Source organism: Escherichia whittamii (assembly GCF_014836715.1).
Lineage (GTDB): Bacteria > Pseudomonadota > Gammaproteobacteria > Enterobacterales > Enterobacteriaceae > Escherichia > Escherichia whittamii.
The window spans coordinates 153899-174479 of the sequence record NZ_JACSQI010000005.1; the positions used below are offsets into that span (position 1 = coordinate 153899).

The 20581-nt window shown below is 50.3% G+C and carries 17 protein-coding genes and 2 pseudogenes; 10 read left to right on the forward strand and 9 right to left on the reverse strand.

Annotation, left to right across the window (positions count from 1 at the left end):
- The first annotated feature begins 324 nt into the window (after positions 1 to 324).
- The 3 genes from nrdA to yfaE all read left to right on the forward strand — a co-directional run bounded on the left by nrdA (position 325) and on the right by yfaE (position 4148).
- On the forward strand, positions 325 to 2610 hold the full coding sequence (gene nrdA / locus H9644_RS10260; RefSeq protein WP_064526720.1) for a class 1a ribonucleoside-diphosphate reductase subunit alpha: 2286 nt from the start codon (positions 325 to 327) through the stop codon (positions 2608 to 2610).
- Between the two features lie 153 nt (positions 2611 to 2763).
- Positions 2764 to 3894, forward strand: coding sequence for a class Ia ribonucleoside-diphosphate reductase subunit beta (nrdB, locus tag H9644_RS10265; RefSeq protein ID WP_064526718.1), 1131 nt, complete (start codon positions 2764 to 2766; stop codon positions 3892 to 3894).
- Positions 3894 to 4148 (forward strand): ferredoxin-like diferric-tyrosyl radical cofactor maintenance protein YfaE, encoded by a 255-nt coding sequence (gene yfaE, locus H9644_RS10270; protein ID WP_064526716.1) that lies wholly within the window; start codon positions 3894 to 3896, stop codon positions 4146 to 4148. Before nrdB ends, yfaE begins: the two co-directional genes overlap by 1 nt.
- A gap of 253 nt (positions 4149 to 4401) precedes the next feature.
- On the opposite strand, the gene inaA is transcribed toward yfaE, so the two are convergent.
- Together inaA and H9644_RS10280 are read right to left on the reverse strand one after the other, a co-directional pair.
- A complete protein-coding gene (gene inaA, locus H9644_RS10275; RefSeq protein WP_191774433.1) occupies positions 4402 to 5052 on the reverse strand; it encodes a lipopolysaccharide kinase InaA in 651 nt (216 codons plus the stop codon).
- A gap of 78 nt (positions 5053 to 5130) precedes the next feature.
- Positions 5131 to 6321, reverse strand: a complete 1191-nt coding sequence (locus tag H9644_RS10280; RefSeq protein WP_064526711.1) for an MFS transporter — start codon at positions 6319 to 6321, stop codon at positions 5131 to 5133.
- A gap of 151 nt (positions 6322 to 6472) precedes the next feature.
- On the opposite strand from H9644_RS10280, the gene H9644_RS10285 reads away from it, so the two are divergent.
- The gene (locus tag H9644_RS10285) at positions 6473 to 7351 is read left to right on the forward strand and encodes a LysR family transcriptional regulator (RefSeq protein ID WP_191774435.1); all 879 of its coding nucleotides are present in this window, start codon (positions 6473 to 6475) and stop codon (positions 7349 to 7351) included.
- A 42-nt stretch (positions 7352 to 7393) separates the two neighbouring features.
- Here H9644_RS10285 and glpQ read toward each other — a convergent pair whose 3' ends face one another.
- The gene (gene glpQ / locus H9644_RS10290; protein WP_191774437.1) at positions 7394 to 8470 is read right to left on the reverse strand and encodes a glycerophosphodiester phosphodiesterase; all 1077 of its coding nucleotides are present in this window, start codon (positions 8468 to 8470) and stop codon (positions 7394 to 7396) included.
- A gap of 4 nt (positions 8471 to 8474) precedes the next feature.
- Positions 8475 to 9833, reverse strand: a complete 1359-nt coding sequence (gene glpT / locus H9644_RS10295; RefSeq protein WP_064526704.1) for a glycerol-3-phosphate transporter — start codon at positions 9831 to 9833, stop codon at positions 8475 to 8477.
- Positions 9834 to 10104: 271 nt separating this feature from the next.
- Between glpT and glpA the strand changes: the two genes are divergently transcribed.
- From glpA to H9644_RS10315, 4 genes and pseudogenes are all read left to right on the forward strand, one after another.
- Positions 10105 to 11733 (forward strand): anaerobic glycerol-3-phosphate dehydrogenase subunit A, encoded by a 1629-nt coding sequence (glpA, locus tag H9644_RS10300; RefSeq protein WP_064526702.1) that lies wholly within the window; start codon positions 10105 to 10107, stop codon positions 11731 to 11733.
- Positions 11723 to 12982, forward strand: coding sequence for a glycerol-3-phosphate dehydrogenase subunit GlpB (gene glpB / locus H9644_RS10305; protein ID WP_191774439.1), 1260 nt, complete (start codon positions 11723 to 11725; stop codon positions 12980 to 12982). Before glpA ends, glpB begins: the two co-directional genes overlap by 11 nt.
- On the forward strand, positions 12979 to 14169 hold the full coding sequence (glpC, locus tag H9644_RS10310; RefSeq protein WP_191774441.1) for an anaerobic glycerol-3-phosphate dehydrogenase subunit GlpC: 1191 nt from the start codon (positions 12979 to 12981) through the stop codon (positions 14167 to 14169). Before glpB ends, glpC begins: the two co-directional genes overlap by 4 nt.
- Before the next feature lie 193 nt (positions 14170 to 14362).
- A pseudogene (locus tag H9644_RS10315) lies at positions 14363 to 15325 on the forward strand (ISNCY family transposase).
- A gap of 82 nt (positions 15326 to 15407) precedes the next feature.
- On the opposite strand, the gene H9644_RS21725 reads toward H9644_RS10315, so the two are convergent.
- The 4 genes and pseudogenes from H9644_RS21725 to H9644_RS10330 form a co-directional block, all read right to left on the reverse strand.
- Positions 15408 to 15584: an aldolase/citrate lyase family protein gene (locus tag H9644_RS21725; protein WP_404825875.1), complete on the reverse strand. Its 177-nt coding sequence runs from the start codon at positions 15582 to 15584 to the stop codon at positions 15408 to 15410.
- Positions 15558 to 15716 (reverse strand): annotated as a pseudogene (locus tag H9644_RS21730) (helix-turn-helix domain-containing protein); the annotation flags it as partial. The gene H9644_RS21725 and the pseudogene H9644_RS21730, both read right to left, overlap by 27 nt.
- A 216-nt stretch (positions 15717 to 15932) precedes the next feature.
- Complete coding sequence (locus H9644_RS10325) at positions 15933 to 17135, reverse strand: nicotinamide mononucleotide deamidase-related protein YfaY (protein ID WP_191774443.1); 1203 nt, start codon at positions 17133 to 17135, stop codon at positions 15933 to 15935.
- A 99-nt stretch (positions 17136 to 17234) separates the two neighbouring features.
- Positions 17235 to 17777, reverse strand: coding sequence for a YfaZ family outer membrane protein (locus H9644_RS10330; RefSeq protein WP_191774445.1), 543 nt, complete (start codon positions 17775 to 17777; stop codon positions 17235 to 17237).
- Between the two features lie 280 nt (positions 17778 to 18057).
- Here H9644_RS10330 and nudI point away from each other — a divergent pair, with 280 nt between their 5' ends.
- Positions 18058 to 18486, forward strand: a complete 429-nt coding sequence (gene nudI, locus H9644_RS10335) for a nucleoside triphosphatase NudI (RefSeq protein ID WP_191774447.1) — start codon at positions 18058 to 18060, stop codon at positions 18484 to 18486.
- Between the two features lie 36 nt (positions 18487 to 18522).
- Here the strand turns inward: nudI and ais are convergent, their stop codons facing one another.
- Positions 18523 to 19125 (reverse strand): lipopolysaccharide core heptose(II)-phosphate phosphatase Ais, encoded by a 603-nt coding sequence (gene ais, locus H9644_RS10340; protein ID WP_064526683.1) that lies wholly within the window; start codon positions 19123 to 19125, stop codon positions 18523 to 18525.
- A 314-nt stretch (positions 19126 to 19439) separates the two neighbouring features.
- Here ais and arnB point away from each other — a divergent pair, with 314 nt between their 5' ends.
- Positions 19440 to 20579, forward strand: coding sequence for a UDP-4-amino-4-deoxy-L-arabinose aminotransferase (gene arnB, locus H9644_RS10345; RefSeq protein WP_191774449.1), 1140 nt, complete (start codon positions 19440 to 19442; stop codon positions 20577 to 20579).
- The last annotated feature ends 2 nt before the right edge of the window (positions 20580 to 20581 follow it).

Below are 20581 nucleotides of genomic sequence, written 5' to 3' on the forward strand. Positions count from 1 at the left end.
TTTGCTGAATTGAGTTAAGTGCAATAAATAACCTGGATCAATAATTATCTTAAATTGAACGTTCAAGAAATCACCGAACGGTTATTTTTAACAAATTTTTCTCTTCCCATTGACTTTCCCGAACACCTTGTCTGACCTAAGGTACGCGGAAGTCACTTTTTCCTTCCTGAGTTATCCACAAAGTTATGCACTTGCAACAGGGCCATTTTCACACTATCTTGCAGTGAATCCCAAATAGACCCCCTATATATAGTGTTCATTGCGACTTTCCTTACTACAGGTAGTTGGAGCGAAACTATTGCGAAAAAAACAGGTACGACATACATGAATCAGAATCTGCTGGTGACAAAGCGCGACGGTAGCACAGAGCGCATCAATCTCGACAAAATCCATCGCGTTCTGGACTGGGCGGCGGAAGGACTGCATAACGTTTCTATTTCACAAGTCGAACTGCGCTCCCATATTCAGTTTTATGACGGTATCAAGACCTCCGACATCCACGAAACCATTATCAAGGCTGCCGCTGACCTGATCTCCCGTGACGCACCGGACTATCAGTATCTCGCCGCACGCCTGGCAATTTTCCACCTGCGTAAAAAAGCCTACGGTCAGTTTGAACCGCCTGCGCTGTATGACCACGTGGTTAAAATGGTCGAGATGGGCAAATACGATAATCATCTGCTGGAAGACTACACGGAAGAAGAGTTCAAGCAGATGGACACGTTTATCGTTCACGACCGTGATATGACCTTCTCTTATGCTGCCGTTAAGCAGCTGGAAGGCAAATATCTGGTACAGAACCGCGTGACCGGTGAAATCTACGAGAGCGCACAGTTCCTCTATATTCTGGTTGCTGCGTGCCTGTTCTCGAACTACCCGCGTGAAACACGTCTGCAATATGTGAAGCGTTTTTACGACGCAGTTTCCACATTTAAAATTTCGCTGCCGACGCCAATCATGTCCGGCGTGCGTACTCCGACTCGTCAGTTCAGTTCCTGCGTGCTGATCGAGTGCGGCGACAGCCTGGATTCCATTAACGCGACCTCCAGCGCGATTGTGAAATACGTTTCCCAGCGCGCGGGTATCGGCATCAACGCCGGGCGTATTCGTGCGCTGGGTAGCCCAATTCGTGGCGGCGAAGCGTTTCACACCGGTTGTATTCCGTTCTACAAACATTTCCAGACGGCGGTGAAATCCTGCTCCCAGGGCGGCGTGCGCGGCGGTGCGGCAACGCTGTTCTACCCAATATGGCATCTGGAAGTAGAAAGTCTGCTGGTGCTGAAAAACAACCGTGGTGTAGAAGGCAACCGCGTACGTCATATGGACTACGGGGTGCAGATCAACAAACTGATGTATACCCGTCTGCTGAAAGGTGAAGAGATTACTCTGTTCAGCCCGTCCGACGTACCGGGACTGTACGATGCGTTCTTCGCCGATCAGGAAGAGTTTGAGCGCCTGTACACCAAATATGAGAAAGACGACAGCATCCGCAAACAGCGCGTGAAAGCGGTTGAGCTGTTCTCGCTGATGATGCAGGAACGTGCGTCTACTGGTCGTATTTATATTCAGAACGTTGACCACTGCAACACCCACAGCCCGTTTGATCCGGCTATTGCGCCAGTGCGCCAGTCTAACCTGTGCCTGGAAATCGCCCTGCCGACCAAACCGCTGAATGACGTTAACGACGAGAACGGTGAAATCGCGCTGTGTACGCTTTCTGCTTTCAACCTGGGCGCTATTAACAGCCTGGATGAACTGGAAGAGTTGGCAGTTCTGGCGGTGCGCGCACTTGACGCGCTGCTGGATTATCAGGATTACCCGATCCTGGCAGCCAAACGCGGGGCGATGGGTCGCCGTACGCTGGGTATTGGTGTGATCAACTTTGCTTACTATCTGGCGAAGCACGGTAAACGCTACTCCGACGGCAGCGCAAACAACCTGACGCACAAAACCTTCGAAGCGATTCAGTATTATCTGCTGAAAGCGTCTAACGAGCTGGCGAAAGAGCAAGGCGCGTGTCCGTGGTTTAACGAAACCACCTATGCCAAAGGGATCCTGCCGATCGATACCTATAAGAAAGATCTGGATGCCATTGCCAATGAACCCCTGCATTACGACTGGGAAGCGTTGCGTGAGTCCATCAAAACTCACGGTCTGCGTAACTCCACGCTTTCTGCTCTGATGCCGTCCGAGACGTCTTCACAGATCTCTAACGCCACTAACGGTATTGAACCGCCGCGCGGTTATGTCAGCATTAAAGCGTCGAAAGACGGTATTCTGCGTCAGGTGGTGCCGGACTACGAGCATCTGCACGACGCCTACGAGTTGCTGTGGGAGATGCCGGGTAACGACGGCTACCTGCAACTGGTTGGTATCATGCAGAAATTTATCGATCAGTCGATCTCTGCTAATACTAACTACGATCCGTCACGCTTCCCGTCAGGAAAAGTGCCGATGCAGCAGTTGCTGAAAGACCTGCTCACCGCCTACAAATTCGGGGTCAAAACGCTGTATTATCAGAACACCCGTGACGGCGCTGAAGACGCGCAGGACGATCTGGTGCCGTCAATCCAGGACGATGGCTGCGAAAGCGGCGCATGTAAGATCTGATATTGAGATGCCGGATGCGGCGTAAACGCCTTATCCGGCCTACGGCTCGAATTTGTAGGCCTGATAAAACGCACCAGCGTCGCATCAGGCAGAGGATGCCGGATGCCGCGTAAAATGCTTTATCCGGCATTAAACTCCTAACAGGACACATTCATGGCATATACCACCTTTTCACAGACGAAAAATGATCAGCTCAAAGAGCCAATGTTCTTTGGTCAGCCGGTCAACGTGGCCCGCTACGATCAGCAAAAATATGAAATCTTCGAAAAGCTGATCGAAAAGCAGCTCTCTTTCTTCTGGCGTCCGGAAGAAGTTGATGTCTCCCGCGACCGTATCGATTATCAGGCGCTGCCTGAACACGAAAAGCACATATTTATCAGCAACCTGAAATACCAGACGTTGCTCGATTCAATTCAGGGTCGCAGCCCGAACGTGGCACTGCTGCCGCTAATTTCTATTCCGGAACTGGAAACCTGGGTCGAAACCTGGGCATTTTCAGAAACGATTCACTCTCGTTCCTATACCCATATCATTCGTAATATCGTTAACGATCCGTCTGTTGTATTCGACGATATCGTCACCAACGAGCAGATCCAGAAACGCGCGGAAGGTATTTCCCGCTATTACGATGAGCTGATCGAGATGACCAGCTATTGGCATTTGCTGGGCGAAGGCACCCACACCGTCAACGGTAAAACCGTGACCGTTAGCCTGCGCGAGCTGAAGAAAAAACTTTATCTCTGCCTGATGAGCGTTAACGCGCTGGAAGCCATTCGCTTCTACGTCAGCTTCGCTTGTTCCTTCGCGTTCGCTGAACGTGAGCTGATGGAAGGCAATGCTAAGATTATTCGCCTGATTGCCCGTGACGAAGCTCTGCACCTGACTGGCACCCAGCATATGCTGAATCTACTGCGCAGCGGCGCTGATGATCCGGAAATGGCGGAAATTGCCGAAGAGTGTAAGCAGGAGTGCTATGACCTGTTTGTCCAGGCGGCACAGCAAGAGAAAGACTGGGCGGATTATCTGTTCCGTGACGGTTCGATGATTGGTCTGAATAAAGACATTCTCTGCCAGTACGTGGAGTACATCACCAACATCCGTATGCAAGCTGTCGGTTTGGATCTGCCGTTCCAGACGCGCTCCAACCCGATCCCGTGGATCAACACCTGGCTGGTGTCTGATAACGTACAGGTTGCCCCACAGGAAGTTGAGGTGAGTTCTTATCTGGTCGGTCAAATTGACTCGGAAGTGGACACCGACGATTTGAGTAACTTCCAGCTCTGATGACCCGCGTTACCTTGCGCATCACTGGCACACAACTGCTGTGCCAGGATGAACACCCTTCCCTTCTGGCGGCGCTGGAATCCCATAATGTGGCGGTTGAGTACCAGTGCCGCGAAGGCTATTGCGGCTCCTGTCGCACACGCCTGATTGCAGGTCAGGTTGACTGGATTGCCGAACCGTTAGCCTTTATTCAGCCAGGAGAGATTTTGCCCTGTTGTTGCCGGGCAAAAGGCGATATTGAAATCGAGTTGTGATCTGGCACTAGTGCCAGATGCGACGCTCATGCGTCTTATCTGGCCTACAACGGCTTTTTGTAGGTTGGATAAGGCGTTTACGCCACATCCAACATGGCATGCGTGAATAGTTGCCAGATGCGATGCTCATACGTCTTATCTGGCCTACAACGGCTTTTTGTAGGTTGGATAAGGCGTTTACGCCGCATCCAACATGGCATGCGCGAATAGTTGCCAGATGCGACGCTCATGCGTCTTATCTGGCCTACAACGATTACATGGCGTAGTAATACGCTTTCACCTGCTCCCAGTCGGTTTTGGGAATCGGCTCCAGATATTTTTCCAGTTGGCGGAAGTCATGATTGATCGCTTTATGGCGCCGCAAACGACGGCGGCTTTTCTCCAGATCAAGAAAACCGGCTTCTGCCTTACCTTCTGTTTTCACATAAATATGGCGAACATAGCAGCAACCATGCTGACGATTAACGCTATGCATCTTTTTAAATGCCAGCGCCACCGCTTTCAACATTGCTTGCCGTATATCGTCGGAATAAGGAGTTACTGCGTGTTGTGAATACCAGTCAGCAATGCTGATAAACCCCGCCATATCTTCGGTCACCAGCAACGCGCGCCATTCGCCATCAATTTTCACCGCTTCACCAAAAACGATTTTCGGCACAATCACACCGGCGCGTTCCAGATCTTTTATCACCGCAACCTCGCGCACAATCGTCGGGCGACCAAATGGATAGCGGAGGGAATAAAACAGGTGCTGAGTCATGCGCTTCACATAAAGTTTTTGCCCGTCTCGTTCAACGCATTGCACCCCGCTCATGCCGCTGCGGCGGAAATTCGGCTCTTCAACCCAGTCACCTTCCGTTGCCCACCAGTGATTAAATTCGTCGCGGTTTACTGAAACAACCATACCCTGTCGCCTGTTGTTATTTTTAACGACAATGACTATAGGTGTTCACCTTAAGAAAAACTTAATAAAAAATGTTTATTAATGGAGTTCTTTTGCCGAGACTAGCCTCACGCCACTTCTTCCTTTCATTTGTAGAGCATAAATTCCGCCAGCCACTACCACTAACAGCGCACCCAGCAGATAGATCGTCCGGTAGCCAGTATGCGCAACCATCATCCCCATCACAAACGCCCCCAGCGCCAGTCCGGCATCCATCGCATTGAAGAATAACGAGTTTGCGACACCAATTTTATGTGGTTCTACCGAACTGATGATTTGTGTCTGGAATACTGGCGTGACAGATCCATAACCAATACCAATCAGCGCCCCAGAGACAATCATCATCACGCTCCCCTGGCTAAAGCCCAGCGCAACCAGACCAATGGTAAACGCCAGCAGACAAGGGAAAACCACATATTTTGGCCCTTTTTTATCGCAAATGTTGCCAGTAAAGGTTCGACAAATCATCAGGAATACGGCGTAGCAAAGCAGGAAGTTACTGGCAGCCGACATCAGGTTAAGTTCGCGAGCGTAGAGCGCCAGAAAAGCAGAAACCCCTGCGTAAGAAAAAGTCATAAAAAAGGTAATCAGCGCAAATGGTATCGCGGCACGGTCAAACATCGCTGCGAAGCCCATTTTTGCTTTCACCCCATCAGCATGGCGCAGTATCGATGGCACGGTCATCATCAACGATAATACGATGCCTAACGCGGCCACCGCCGCGCATAACCAGAATGCGGGGGCAAAGGCCTCCCGGCGCGCCATATTCAGACCAATCCACGGCCCAACCACCATCGCCAGCCCCATTGCCAGAGAGAAAAAACTGATGCCCTCCCCACGTCGGGAGGCCGGGATCAACCGCGCAGAAATCGTTCCTTTTACTGTCGTGATAACCCCGAAGGTAATCCCATGAAGCACCCGAATAAAAAGCAGTGATTCAATCGACTGACAAAAAGGATACATCGCAGTGACCAACAAAAAGGCCAGAGAAGAGAGCACCAGAATCGCTTTGTTAGAATATTTCGCTACCCATTGGCCTGCAAAAGGACGAATGACAATGGCGGCAATTAAAAATAAAGTCACCAACAAACCGGCTTTATCAGGCGAGGCATGTAAATGGTCAGAGATGTAAATTGGCAACAACGTTAATAAAACATAAAAAACGAAGAATATAATAAAACTGATGATAGTTATTGCCCAAAAATCCTTCGTCCATAACTTCTCTTTCATACCCTACCGCCTGTCAGGATGACGCACGCAGACAACACTCCCGTTACTGCGGTTGCGTCAAATTGTGATGTACTTTGCAGAACAGGAGTATAAATGGCGGCATTCTATTAAAGAAATTAATCGTTTTAATATTATTAATTAGTAAACTCTAATGACACTAACTCAAATACATTCTTTACTCGCCGTGCTGGATTACGGTGGTTTTACTGAAGCCAGCAAGCGATTGTTCATGACGCAGTCGGCGGTAAGCCAGGCGATTGCAGCCCTGGAACAAGAACTTGGCGTGAATATTCTGTTACGCGATCGCCGGAAAGCTTTACAACTGACCGCAGCAGGTCACCGAATTGTGCATCACCTGCGCGCCATTAATAGGGAAGTTAACGCGGTGAAAGAGATAGCCGAACAGGAAAAACAGAACCCACAAAGAACGCTGAGGCTCGGCTGTTTCCCCAGTGTATGCGCCTGCATTTTACCAGTGGTGATTCGCTACTTTGAAATTCATCATCCGAATGTAAAAATTATTCCTTTTGAGGAAAATACCACGGAAATTATAGATTCGGTCCAGAATGAAACCATTGATGCTGGTTTTGTTCATTTCCCCGTAAGCGGAATGTACTCCGTGCCGATATATCAGGACAAATTTACTGTAGTATTGCCGCCCGACCATCCACTGGCAAACAATAGCACCATTACGGTAGAAGAGCTGATGGGTGAGCCATTAATTATCAGTAAAGGGCGCTATGAATTAAGCATTATGGCGTTATTTAAAGAAAAAAATATTATACCGCAGATAAAATATGAATTTAACCATCCGGATACAGCAATCAGTTTTATTCGTCAGGGATTAGGCATTGCTTTATTACCGGAATTAACACTTAAAACCACTGCCGGTGAATTGTGTTCCGTTCCTCTGGAGCCGACCTTCTATCGACAGATTTCATTACTGGCGAAAGAAACTCCAGTAGAAGGCAGCCCGCTGTTTTTACTGCAGATGTGCATGGAGAGTTTAGTGGTGAGTGGTGAAATTTGAAGTAAGACAGGATGGCGTTTAAAACGCCATCCTGTAATAACGTTACTCTTTGTTGAGGAATTTTACCGCCTTGTCAGGGAAGTCGGTAAATAACCCATTAACACCGGCTTTATTGTACAGAATGTCATACAACTGATTCACATCGGTGGCATATTCCGGTAGCTTGTCGGCCCGCACGGTATAAGGATGCACCACCAGCTTATTCTGCTGTGCATCTTTTACCATTCCGGAAAGCTTGATATTACCCAGCTGCGATTTTTCATCAATCACCATATGGTAATCCGGGCCAATACCATCAGCATATTCCGCTACCTGTTTCATGGCGCCCGGCTTGAACATCCAGTCATAGCTATAATTGACCCAGCTTCCGTCCGGTTGTTTCTGCTGAGTTTCGTTCCAGTCGGTATAGGCAATCAGCTGTACCAGGTTGAGGTCCATACCCATTTTGGGCTCCAGCTCATTCTTAATACGCTTCAGTTCATCAGCATCAAAGCATTGCAAATAAACCTTATCATCCTTACCGGTGTAGCCATATTTCTTCAGCACTTCCAGCGTTTTTGCCGCAATATCTTTCCCTTCCTGATGGTGGAACCACGGTGCTTTAATCTCTGGATAGATACCGATATTTTTCCCGGTCGAATGATTTAGCCCCTGAACAAATTCAATCTCCTCTTCGAAAGTGTGCACACGGAAGTCAGATTTACCCATCGGGAAACGTCCGGGGAAAGTCTGCACTTTTTTACCGTTTTCAATATCGAAGCCTTCAGTGAATTTTAAAGACTTAATTTCATCCAGCGTAAAATCTATCGCGTAATAACGGCCATCCTTACGCGCTCGATCCGGGAAACGATCGGCGACATCAGTTACCCGGTCAAGATAGTGGTCATGCAGAACGACCAGATGGTCGTCCTTCGTCATCACCAAATCCTGTTCAAGATAATCTGCCCCCTGCGCATACGCCATCGCCTTTGCAGGCAGCGTATGCTCCGGCAAATAACCGCTGGCGCCGCGATGGGCAATCACTATTTTCTCGCTGTGATCCGCCGCCATTGCACTGCTTCCCATAAGCATTCCACTCATCATGATAGCCATGCTAAGGTTTTTCAGCGTCAATTTCATGCCATTAGCCTCCGTTGCGTTTTTGCTGTAATTCCTGATGGCGACGTTTTTCGCCAATCATCACGACAATTAACAAGATAACCGCCAGGATGCTGCCGCCAATCATCACCATAAAGCCGCCATCCCAGCCGAAGTAGTCAACGGTGTAGCCGACAATCGCGCTTGCCGCTACGGAGCCACCAAGATAACCAAACAGCCCGGTAAAGCCCGCCGCCGTACCTGCTGCTTTCTTCGGCGCCAGTTCCAGCGCGTGCAGACCAATCAGCATGACTGGGCCGTAGATCAGGAAGCCAATAACAATCATACAAATCATATCGACAGTGGGGTTGCCTGCCGGGTTCATCCAGTAAACGATGGTGGCGATAGTCACCAGAGTCATAAAGAAGACGCCAGTTGCCCCACGGTTACCACGGAAAACTTTATCCGACATCCAGCCGCACAGCAGAGTGCCCGGAATGCCCGCATACTCATAGAAGAAGTAGGCCCAGGAGGATTTATCCAGCGCGAAGTGTTTCACCTCTTTCAGGTAAGTCGGTGACCAGTCGAGGATACCGTAGCGCAGCAGATAGACGAACACGTTGGCGATGGCGATGTACCACAGCAGTTTATTCGGCAGCACGTACTGCATGAAAATCTGCTTCGCGGTCAGCTCCTGTTCCGCTTTTTCGTTATAGTCGTCCGGGTAATCATTTTTGTACTCTTCGATCGGCGGCAGGCCACAAGATTGCGGGGTATCGCGCATCATCGCAAATGCGAACAACGCCACCAGAATGGCACAGAAAGCCGGCATATAAAGCGCCGCGTGCCAGTCATTGAACCAGGCCATACCCAGCAGGAACAGCAGCGGCGGAATACCACCACCGACGTTATGCGCACAGTTCCACACCGACACAATGCCGCCACGTTCTTTCTGCGACCACCAGTGCACCATAGTACGACCGCACGGCGGCCACCCCATCCCCTGGAACCAACCGCAAAGGAATAGCAGCACAAACATTACCGCAATGCTCGATGTCGCCCACGGGACAAAGCCCATAAAAAGCATGACTGCCGCCGCCAGGATCAAACCTGCTGGCAGGAAAACGCGCGGATTCGAGCGGTCAGACACCGAACCCATGATGAATTTCGAAAATCCGTAAGCAATTGAGATCCCAGAAAGGGCAAAACCTAAATCACCGCGAGAGAACCCCTGCTCCACCAGATAGGGCATTGCGAGTGCAAAGTTCTTACGAACCAGATAGTAAGCAGCATAGCCAAAGAATATCCCCAGGAAAATTTGCCAGCGCAACCGACGATAAGTCGGATCGATCTCCGCGGCAGGTAAGCGCGCCTTGTGTGGCGCTGGTTTAAAAATACTCAACATTTATAGCCTCCGTGGCCGTGGTCTTATTTATGATTAACAGCCTGATTCAATGGAAGAACCTGCCGTTTCTTGAGTCGCCGCGATGTTAATTAATCATTCATTTCATGAATGTGAATTACCGCACACATTATTAAATAAGATTTACAAAATGTTCAAAATGACGCATGAAATCACGCTTCACTTTCGAATTATGAGCGATTATGCGCGAAATCAAACAATACATGTTTTTTCTGTGGCTAAATGAGACAAAACGAACTTTTAAGGGATAACAATGAAAACTCGCGACTCGCAAACAAGTGACGTGATTATCATTGGCGGCGGCGCAACAGGAGCCGGTATCGCCCGCGACTGTGCTCTGCGCGGGCTGAAAGTGATTTTGGTTGAACGCCACGACATCGCAACGGGAGCCACCGGGCGTAACCACGGTCTGCTGCACAGCGGCGCACGCTATGCAGTTACCGATGCGGAATCGGCACGCGAATGTATTAGTGAAAACAAGATTTTAAAACGCATTGCGCGTCACTGTGTCGAACCAACCAACGGCCTGTTTATCACCCTGCCGGAAGATGACCTCTCCTTCCAGGCGACTTTTATTCGCGCTTGCGAAGAGGCTGGAATCAGTGCTGAAGCCATTGATCCACAGCAAGCACGCATTATCGAACCTTCCGTTAACCCGGCATTGATTGGCGCGGTAAAAGTTCCGGATGGCACCGTTGACCCATTCCGCCTGACCGCAGCGAACATGCTCGATGCGAAAGAACACGGTGCAGTTATCCTCACCGCCCACGAAGTGACTGGCCTGATTCGTGAAGGCGCGACGGTATGTGGCGTTCGTGTACGGAACCATCTCACTGGCGAAACTCAGGCACTTCATGCGCCTGTAGTAGTGAACGCCGCCGGGATCTGGGGGCAACATATTGCCGAATATGCCGATCTGCGCATTCGTATGTTCCCGGCTAAAGGATCGTTGCTGATCATGGATCACCGCATTAACCAGCATGTGATCAACCGCTGCCGTAAACCTTCCGACGCCGATATTCTGGTGCCTGGCGATACCATTTCGCTGATTGGCACCACCTCATTACGTATTGATTACGACGAAATTGATGACAATCGAGTGACAGCAGAAGAAGTGGATATTCTGCTACGTGAAGGGGAAAAACTGGCTCCGGTGATGGCGAAAACGCGCATTCTGCGAGCCTACTCTGGCGTACGCCCGTTGGTTGCCAGCGATGACGACCCGAGCGGTCGTAACGTCAGTCGCGGCATCGTGCTGCTCGACCACGCCGAGCGCGACGGCCTGGACGGATTTATTACTATCACAGGCGGTAAACTGATGACTTACCGCCTGATGGCGGAATGGGCTACGGATGCCGTCTGCCGCAAGCTTGGCAACACGCGCCCCTGCACTACCGCTGACCTGGCGCTGCCTGGCTCACAAGAACCGACAGAAGTCACACTGCGCAAAGTGATCTCCCTGCCTGCCCCACTGCGCGGTTCTGCTGTTTATCGTCATGGCGATCGCACCCCCGCCTGGCTAAGTGAAGGCCGTTTGCATCGCAGTCTGGTGTGTGAATGTGAAGCCGTTACCGCTGGCGAAGTTCAGTACGCAGTAGAAAATTTAAACGTCAACAGCCTGCTGGATTTACGTCGTCGCACCCGTGTGGGGATGGGAACTTGCCAGGGGGAACTCTGTGCCTGCCGCGCAGCCGGATTGTTACAACGCTTTAACGTCACCACGTCCGCGCAATCTATCGAACAACTTTCCACCTTCCTTAACGAACGCTGGAAAGGTGTGCAGCCCATTGCATGGGGGGACGCACTGCGCGAAAGCGAATTTACCCGCTGGGTTTATCAGGGACTGTGTGGTCTGGAGAAGGAGCAGAAAGATGCGATTTGATACTGTCATTATGGGCGGCGGTCTTGCCGGATTACTCTGCGGCCTGCAATTGCAAAAACACGGCCTGCGCTGTGCCATTGTCACTCGTGGACAAAGCGCTCTGCATTTCTCATCAGGATCGCTGGACTTACTGAGCCACCTGCCAGACGGTCAGCCAGTGGCAGACATTCACGCAGGGCTGGAGTCTTTGTGCCATCAGGCTCCTGCCCACCCTTACAGCCTTCTCGGCCCACAACACGTACTGGATCTCGCTTGTCAGGCGCAGGCATTAATTGCGGAAAGCGGCGCGCAATTGCAGGGCAGCGTGGAACTGGCCCATCAGCGCGTTACCCCGCTCGGCACTTTGCGTTCGACCTGGTTAAGTTCGCCAGAAGTTCCTGTCTGGCCGCTACCCGCGAAGAAGATATGTGTGGTGGGAATTAGCGGTCTGATGGATTTTCAGGCGCATCTTGCGGCGGCTTCGTTGCGCGAACTGGATCTTTCGGTTGAAACTGCTGAAATTGAACTACCGGAACTGGATGTGCTACGCAATAACGCCACCGAGTTTCGCGCGGTGAATATCGCCCGCTTCCTTGATAACGAAGAAAACTGGCCGCTGTTATTTGACGCACTTATTCCAGTCGCCAATACCTGCGAAATGATCATGATGCCTGCCTGCTTTGGGCTGGCAGATGACAAACTGTGGCGGTGGCTGAACGAGCAATTGCCCTGTTCATTAATGCTGCTACCTACACTACCACCTTCAGTGCTGGGTATTCGTCTGCAAAACCAGTTACAACGCCAGTTTGTGCGCCAGGGCGGCGTGTGGATGCCGGGCGATGAAGTGAAAAGCGTGACCTGCAAAAATGGCGCGGTGAGCGAAATCTGGACCCGTAACCACGCCGACATTCCGCTGCGTCCGCGTTTTGCGGTGCTTGCCAGCGGCAGTTTCTTTAGCGGTGGCCTGGTGGCGGAACGTGACAGCATTCGCGAGCCAATTCTCGACCTTGATGTGCTGCAAACCGCCACGCGGGGTGAGTGGTATAGAAGTGACTTTTTTGCTGCGCAACCGTGGCAACTGTTCGGCGTGACCACTGACGAGGTGCTACGCCCGTCACAGGCTGGTCAAACGGTAGAGAACTTGTTTGCCATCGGTTCGGTTCTGGGCGGATTTGATCCCATCGCCCAGGGATGCGGCGGCGGCGTTTGTGCCGTCAGTGCTTTACATGCCGCTCAACAGATTGCCCAACGCGCAGGAGGCCAAAAATGAACGATACCAGCTTCGAAAATTGCATTAAGTGCACCGTCTGCACCACCGCCTGCCCGGTGAGCCGAGTAAATCCAGGTTATCCCGGGCCAAAACAGGCCGGGCCGGATGGCGAACGTCTGCGCCTGAAAGATGGTGCACTGTATGACGAGGCACTGAAATATTGCATTAACTGTAAACGTTGTGAAGTCGCCTGCCCGTCCGATGTGAAGATTGGCGATATCATCCAGCGTGCACGAGCGAAATATGACACCACGCGCCCCTCGCTGCGTAACTTTGTTTTAAGCCATACCGACCTGATGGGTAGCGTTTCCACGCCGTTCGCGCCCATCGTCAACACCGCTACCTCGCTGAAACCGGTGCGGCAACTGCTTGATGTGGCATTAAAAATAGACCATCGACGCACGCTGCCAAAATACTCCTTCGGCACGTTCCGTCGCTGGTATCGCAGCGTGGCAACTCAGCAGGCGCAGTATAAAGACCAGGTCGCCTTTTTCCACGGTTGCTTCGTCAACTACAACCATCCGCAACTGGGTAAAGATTTAATTAAAGTGCTCAACGCGATGGGAACGGGAGTGCAATTACTCAGCAAAGAAAAATGCTGCGGTGTGCCGCTAATCGCCAACGGCTTTACCGATAAAGCACGCAAACAGGCGATGACGAATGTGGAGTCGATCCGCGAGGCTGTTGGAGTAAAAGGTATTCCGGTGATTGCCACCTCCTCCACCTGTACGTTTGCTCTGCGCGACGAGTACCCGGAAGTGCTGAATGTCGACAACAAAGGCTTGCGCGATCACATCGAACTGGCGACTCGCTGGCTATGGCGCAAACTGGACGAAGGCAAAACGTTACCGCTGAAACCGCTGCCGCTAAAAGTTGTTTACCACACCCCATGCCATATGGAAAAAATGGGCTGGACGCTCTACACCCTGGAGCTGTTGCGTAAGATCCCAGGGCTTGAGCTGACAGTGCTGGATTCCCAGTGCTGCGGTATTGCCGGAACATATGGTTTCAAAAAAGAGAACTACCCCACTTCACAAGCCATTGGTGCGCCACTGTTCCGCCAGATAGAAGAGAGCGGCGCGGATCTGGTCGTTACCGACTGCGAAACCTGCAAATGGCAGATTGAGATGTCCACAAGCCTTCGCTGCGAACACCCGATCACACTGCTGGCCCAGGCACTGGCTTAAACGTCCTTCTGATGCCCGATGAGTTCATGGCTTATCGGGCATTTTTGCGTGCACGGTTCCGTACCCAATGTATGCGTTGCATTGCAGTAAAAATACTTCTGAAAACGTCTCGCAAAGGCTAAAACTGCCAGATGTCATCGGCCTGCGATCCCCGTAATGTCCTGTCATCATAAAAATCAGGTGACGGACAACCATGACTGAATCAACAACATCCTCCCCGCATGATGCGGTGTTTAAAACGTTTATGTTCTCGCCCGAAACCGCGCGGGATTTTCTGGAAATACATCTGCCGGAACCGCTGAGAAAACTTTGCAATCTGCAAACTTTAAGGCTGGAACCCACCAGTTTTATTGAAAAAAGTTTACGCGCTTACTACTCGGATGTTTTGTGGTCGGTAGAAACCAGCGACGGCGAAGGTTATATCTACTGCGTGATTGAGCATCAAAGTTCTGCGGAAAAAAACATGGCCTTTCGACTGATGCGTTATGCCACTGCCGCCATGCAGCGCCATCTGGACAAAGGCTATGACAGAGTCCCGCTGGTAGTGCCAATGCTGTTTTATCACGGCGAAACCTCACCCTACCCATATTCACTGAACTGGCTGGATGAATTTGACGACCCGCAGCTTGCCCGGCAGCTCTACACCGAGGCATTTCCGTTGGTGGATATCACCATCGTCCCTGACGATGAGATTATGCAGCATCGCCGTATCGCCCTGCTGGAGCTTATTCAGAAACATATTCGCTAACGCGATTTAATCGGTCTGGTCGACAGGATCACCACGCTTTTGGTTAGGGGCTTCACTAATGACAGCCAATTACAAACACTGTTTAATTATCTCCTGCAATGCGGCGATACCTCCCGTTTCAGCCATTTTATCGAGGAGATTGCCGAACGTTCACCACTACAAAAGGAGAGATTAATGACGATTGCTGAACGGCTACGGCAGGAAGGACATCAAATTGGTTGGCAGGAAGGTAAACTGGAAGGTTTGCAGCAAGGTAAGTTAGAAGGTTTGCAGAAAGGTAAAGTAGAAGGCATGCATGAACAAGCCATTAAAATCGCTTTGCGAATGCTGGAACAGGGCATCGCTCGTGACCTGGTGCTCGCAACCACCCAGCTAAACGAAGCCGATCTAACAGAGAAAAATCACTAATCTCCGCACAGACCCACAGTCAATCCCTGTGGGCCTTTGATATTAATAATTTCCTGTTATGCGTGGCCCATTTTTGCCTGATTTAAATCATTGCCAGTCGCTTATCGAGGGCATGACTGTAGAGCATCGTGTCAACGCCTACGGCGACAAAGTTCGCTCCCCACGCAAGGCATTGCTGCGCCATATCTGGGTCAACAGCCAGAAAACCTGCGGCTTTACCCGCAGCGCGGATCCGCCGGATGCTTAGTTCATTAAGCAACAGATAGGCCGTACTTTTCGGGATCCCCAATGTGTCGATGATCGTCGCAGCACTACAGGGGCCAATGCGGGCAATCAGATTGAGAATATCAATAGCCCGTGTCAGGGCGGGTACTTTGCTTGATTCCAACATACTGGACTCCAGTCTTAGATACTGGAATCAGTCTGGTCGCTCAGGGTGAGTAAAATTGTGAAGCGCATCAAATCCCGTTTCTCGTCCAGCGGACTGGAGAAATTACGTACAAAATTGTGAATCTGCGCACGGATTTTTTCTTACTGAGTACAACAGGTTGGACAAATTTGCGGGAGGGTAATGTGCCGGTGCAGTAAACCGGCACAGAATGACCGATCAAACAGATAAGGTCATGGACTCAACAACCTCAATCCAGCCATGGTCGCTGGCGATATCCTGGCCGTTCAGCCAGCGGCGCAGCATGTTAAGTGCCATCATTGCGCACACTTCCTGACGAATAGCCAGGCTGTAACGCGTGGTGCTGAAATGTACGCGCAGGGCGAAAGTGCCGTCCGGCGTGGCGAGCGCAAAGTTGAGATACTCGTTCTCGAAACCAGAAACAGCCAGTGCCAGCCCGGCAAAATGGTTGGCCCGCCGTTCTGTAATCCAGTGTGCAGTTTGCGCCAGGGTTTCTTCCTGTGAAGGAACCACTTCACACGCCAGCAATGGAGCACCTGCGCGAGATAGTTGCAAAGCCAATAAACCGCCGGTGAATTGCTCGCTCAACGTCAAACTGAACTGGCGATTTTGCAATTCGCGACTGATCTGCGCTGGCAATCCTTCGGTGCCTTCGAAAATCACGCTCTGTCCGGCAACACGTTTAACGTCCAGCCACAGTTTTTCCATCGCCTGTTGCTCGCTTGCCGGTCCGGTCAGCTTAAGTTCAATTATCGGCATCGAGGAGCGATAGCCCATCGTTACGCCCGGCGGTAATTGCAGAGAGTCCAGGCTTTGCGCCAGATCGCTTTCCGAACGACCAAAGGTAGTCAAACGCAGGCAAACCGGCGGTTGCGACAATGCAAATCGCTCGCGCAGGCGCGGCAGGATTTCATGCTCGACCATCACTTTAAATTCCGACGGCACGCCAGGGGTAAAGAACATCAGGCAACGGTTAAGCTGCACGGCAAAACCACAGGCGGTGCCTACGGGGTTATTGATGAACTCGGCACTCGCTGGCAGTTCTGCCTGTTTACGGTTGCTCGGCGCCATCGCGCGACCACGTTCGCGGAAATAACGTTCCATCTCTTTAAGCCAGGCTTCATGCAGCACCAGACTTTCACCTTTTGCTGTCGCAGCAGCGAGCGCGCTTAAATCATCGCTGGTTGGCCCCAGCCCGCCGTTGACGATCAGCACATCGGCATGCTGACTGCGCTCACGAAGAATGGTGACTAAATCTTCAAGGTTATCGCCTACGGTATTACGGCGAGATAGCGGCAAGCCCTGATGAAAGAAAAAGTCGGACAGCCAGGCTGCATTCGTGTCAACGATTTGCCCGTGTAACACCTCATCCCCGGTGGATAGTATTTCCACTTTTAACATGGTTATCTCCTGCTTTTGTTATCGAATCACTATAACGCAAAGGGAGATAAGGCGTAGTAAGAAACTGAATGGCGCGACAGAACGCCGCGCCGGAAGGCATCAGAAGCTGGCGTTAACCCCAACATAAGGGCCGTCAGCCACGGCATTATCGCGGTTGCCGTCTTTCCCCGACAGGTTCAGATAACGGTAACCTGCCTCAATGCTGACTGGACGCATAATGGTGTAACGCGCGCCAGCATTCGCTTCTTCATAACTTTGAATACCGCTGGAGAGCGAATCCGGAGAGTAATAATACTCACCAAACAGACGGAAGCTGTCGCCAATTTGCCACTGCAAACCACCACCGACTGCTGCCGCGTAACCTTCATCGCCGTAATTCGGGTTGGTATAAACACCTTTCCCACCTACAGTTGCCATTAACGGCCCCAGAGGAAGATTCAGACCCAGCCCCACGCCCGCGACATCACCGTCGTCGTCGTTATGTGTCCAGTTACCGCTTAACGCCAGTCCCGTAGACTCGGTCCCGAAACCGACGCCAATATTGGTGTATTCCTTACCTGCCTGGCCGCTGATACTCATCGCATTGACCGATGCAGAAACCAACAGCATTCCAGCCAGAACTGGTAGCGCAATTTTTTTCATTTTTACCTTTTCCCGCAACAAGATAATCAATATTCCCCAAAGCTGCGGGATTGTACTGCCTGACGCAGAGGATTCAATGCGCGAAAAAAGTGATCTGCTAACTTATTGTAACTAAATACTTCTCAAATAATTTAATGCCGAAAAAATAAACATGGTTTAACGTTATAAACAAAAATAATAATCAGCGTAGTTATCATCGCAAAAGAGACTAATGTCACTTTCGCATATTTATGAGTTGCCGTATTCTCTTGGTTTATTTTCGATTATAAGGAACATCCCTGTGCGACAACGGACTATTGTTTGCCCTTTGATTCAAAATGATGGTGCTTATCTGCTATGTAAAATGGCTGACGATCGCGGCGTTTTCCCGGGTCAATGGGCGCTTTCGGGCGGTGGAGTGGAGCCTGGCGAGCGTATTGAAGAAGCATTACGCCGCGAAATCAGAGAAGAGTTGGGCGAGCAACTGATTCTTACTGAAATCACTACGTGGACTTTCAGCGATGACATTCGCACTAAGACGTATGCAGATGGTCGTAAGGAAGAGATTTATATGATTTATCTGATCTTTGACTGCGTTTCTGCCAACCGTGAAGTGAAAATAAACGAAGAGTTTCAGGAATACGCGTGGGTAAAACCCGAAGATCTGGCGCAATACGATTTGAATGTTGCAACCCGCAAAACGTTACGTTTGAAAGGACTGCTGTCATAGAAACGACAGCCATAACTGGCTGTCATCTTAAAAATATCAACGATTAACAAACTCACCGTCCAGAAATACTTTGCCTTTCTCCACATGCATTACCAGTCCATCCAGATAATCTGGTTTAAATGTCGCATTACGTTTGTCTTTGGCAATATACGTCAGGCAATGGTTATGGGTAAAAATAACAATATTCTTACCAGGCGATGTTGTTTGCAAATCCTTAATTGCGCTATAAATCTCGTTCCCACAATGTAGAAATCGCTTATCTACCGTCAGTTTTTTACCCGCTGAAAACCAGGTCGCCGATTGAATGGTCCGAATGGTATTACTGGAATAAAGATCGAAATCAGGGATATCTGCGCTGAAGGCTTTGCCCAGTTCACGCGCATCCTGAGAGCCATTTACCGTAATACCTGTTTTGTCTGACAAGCATTGATTGGAGGAACGATCGCAGCGTTCTCCATGGCGAAACAGAACCACCACCGGGTGCTGTTGCGACAATCTGGCCAACGTTTTGTTGTCGATACGCGGCAAACCATTACCACTCCAGGCTGCATGTGTACCCAGCACTGCAATCGCAGCAAGCGCCAGTAAAATTAAGGCATATTTTTTAGACTTCAACGAAGTCCGGCAAAAGGCTAACACGTAGGCTCCACCTGTAGACAAGCTAGCCGCTAAGTGACCACGAAAACTAACGACATTTTCATCGGCAAATAGTGGCTGGGATAATATTAAGACATTACGATGCACGCAAAATGCCTTAAATCTTGTCAAATTAAAAGCCCGAATAAGATAAAAAAACAAAAAAAATAATATTTAAGTCTTATATTCATTCCTTAAGGTTAAATTAATATTCTAACCTTAGAATTCCATTCCAAATGGCAAAATACATATAACGTCCCCTATAACAATTATTAGTGGATAGATGGGGAAAGTATTCAATGGCCGAAGGAAAAATAATGTCAGATTTTTTGCCTTTCTCACGCCCGGCAATGGGTGCGGAAGAACTCGCGGCAGTTCAAGAGGTCCTCGAATCCGGTTGGATCACCACGGGTCCGAAAAATCAGCAACTGGAACACGCCTTTTGCCAGTTGACAGGAAATCAGCATGCCATTGCAGTCAACTCAGCCACTGCCGGAATGCATATCACGCTGATGGCGCTGGGGATTGGCGCTGGCGATGAAGTGATCACGCCTTCCCTGACCTGGGTTTCAACCCTCAATATGATTTCTTTGTTGGGCGCTACGCCGGTGATGGTAGATGTCGATCGCGATACGCTGATGGTTACGCCTGAAGCAATCGAAGCAGCCATTTCGCCGCACACTAAAGCCATCATTCCAGTGCATTATGCCGGTGCACCCGCAGATATTGACGCTATTCGCGCCATTGGTGAACGCCACGGTATCGCAGTCATCGAAGATGCCGCCCATGCCGTCGGTACGTATTACAAAGGCCAACATATTGGTGCGAAAGGTACTGCTATTTTTTCGTTTCACGCCATCAAAAATATTACCTGTGCGGAAGGCGGTCTGATTGTTACTGATGATGAAAACCTCGCCCGCCAGCTACGTATGCTGAAATTTCATGGTCTGGGCGTCGATGCATATGACAGGCAAACCTGGGGCCGTGCACCGCAGGCAGAAGTATTAACGCCTGGCTACAAGTACAATCTGACCGATATTAACGCCGCTATAGCCCTGACGCAGTTAAATAAATTAGAGCAACTTAACACCCGTCGTCGGGAAATTGCCCTGCAATATCAACAAGCACTGGTAGCTCTCCCGTTCCAGCCTTTAAGCCTTCCCGTATGGCCGCATGTTCACGCATGGCATCTGTTTATTATTCGTGTTGATGAACAACGTTGCGGTATCAACCGCGATGCATTGATGGAGGCGTTAAAAGAAAAAGGCATTGGCACCGGGTTACATTTCCGCGCCACCCACACGCAAAAATATTATCGCGAACGTTTTCCCGCTCTTTCGTTACCCAATAGCGAATGGAACAGCGAACGCATCTGCTCATTGCCGCTGTTCCCGGATATGACCACCGCTGACGCCGAACGCGTCATCGCTGCCCTTCATCAACTCGCAGGACAATAAGC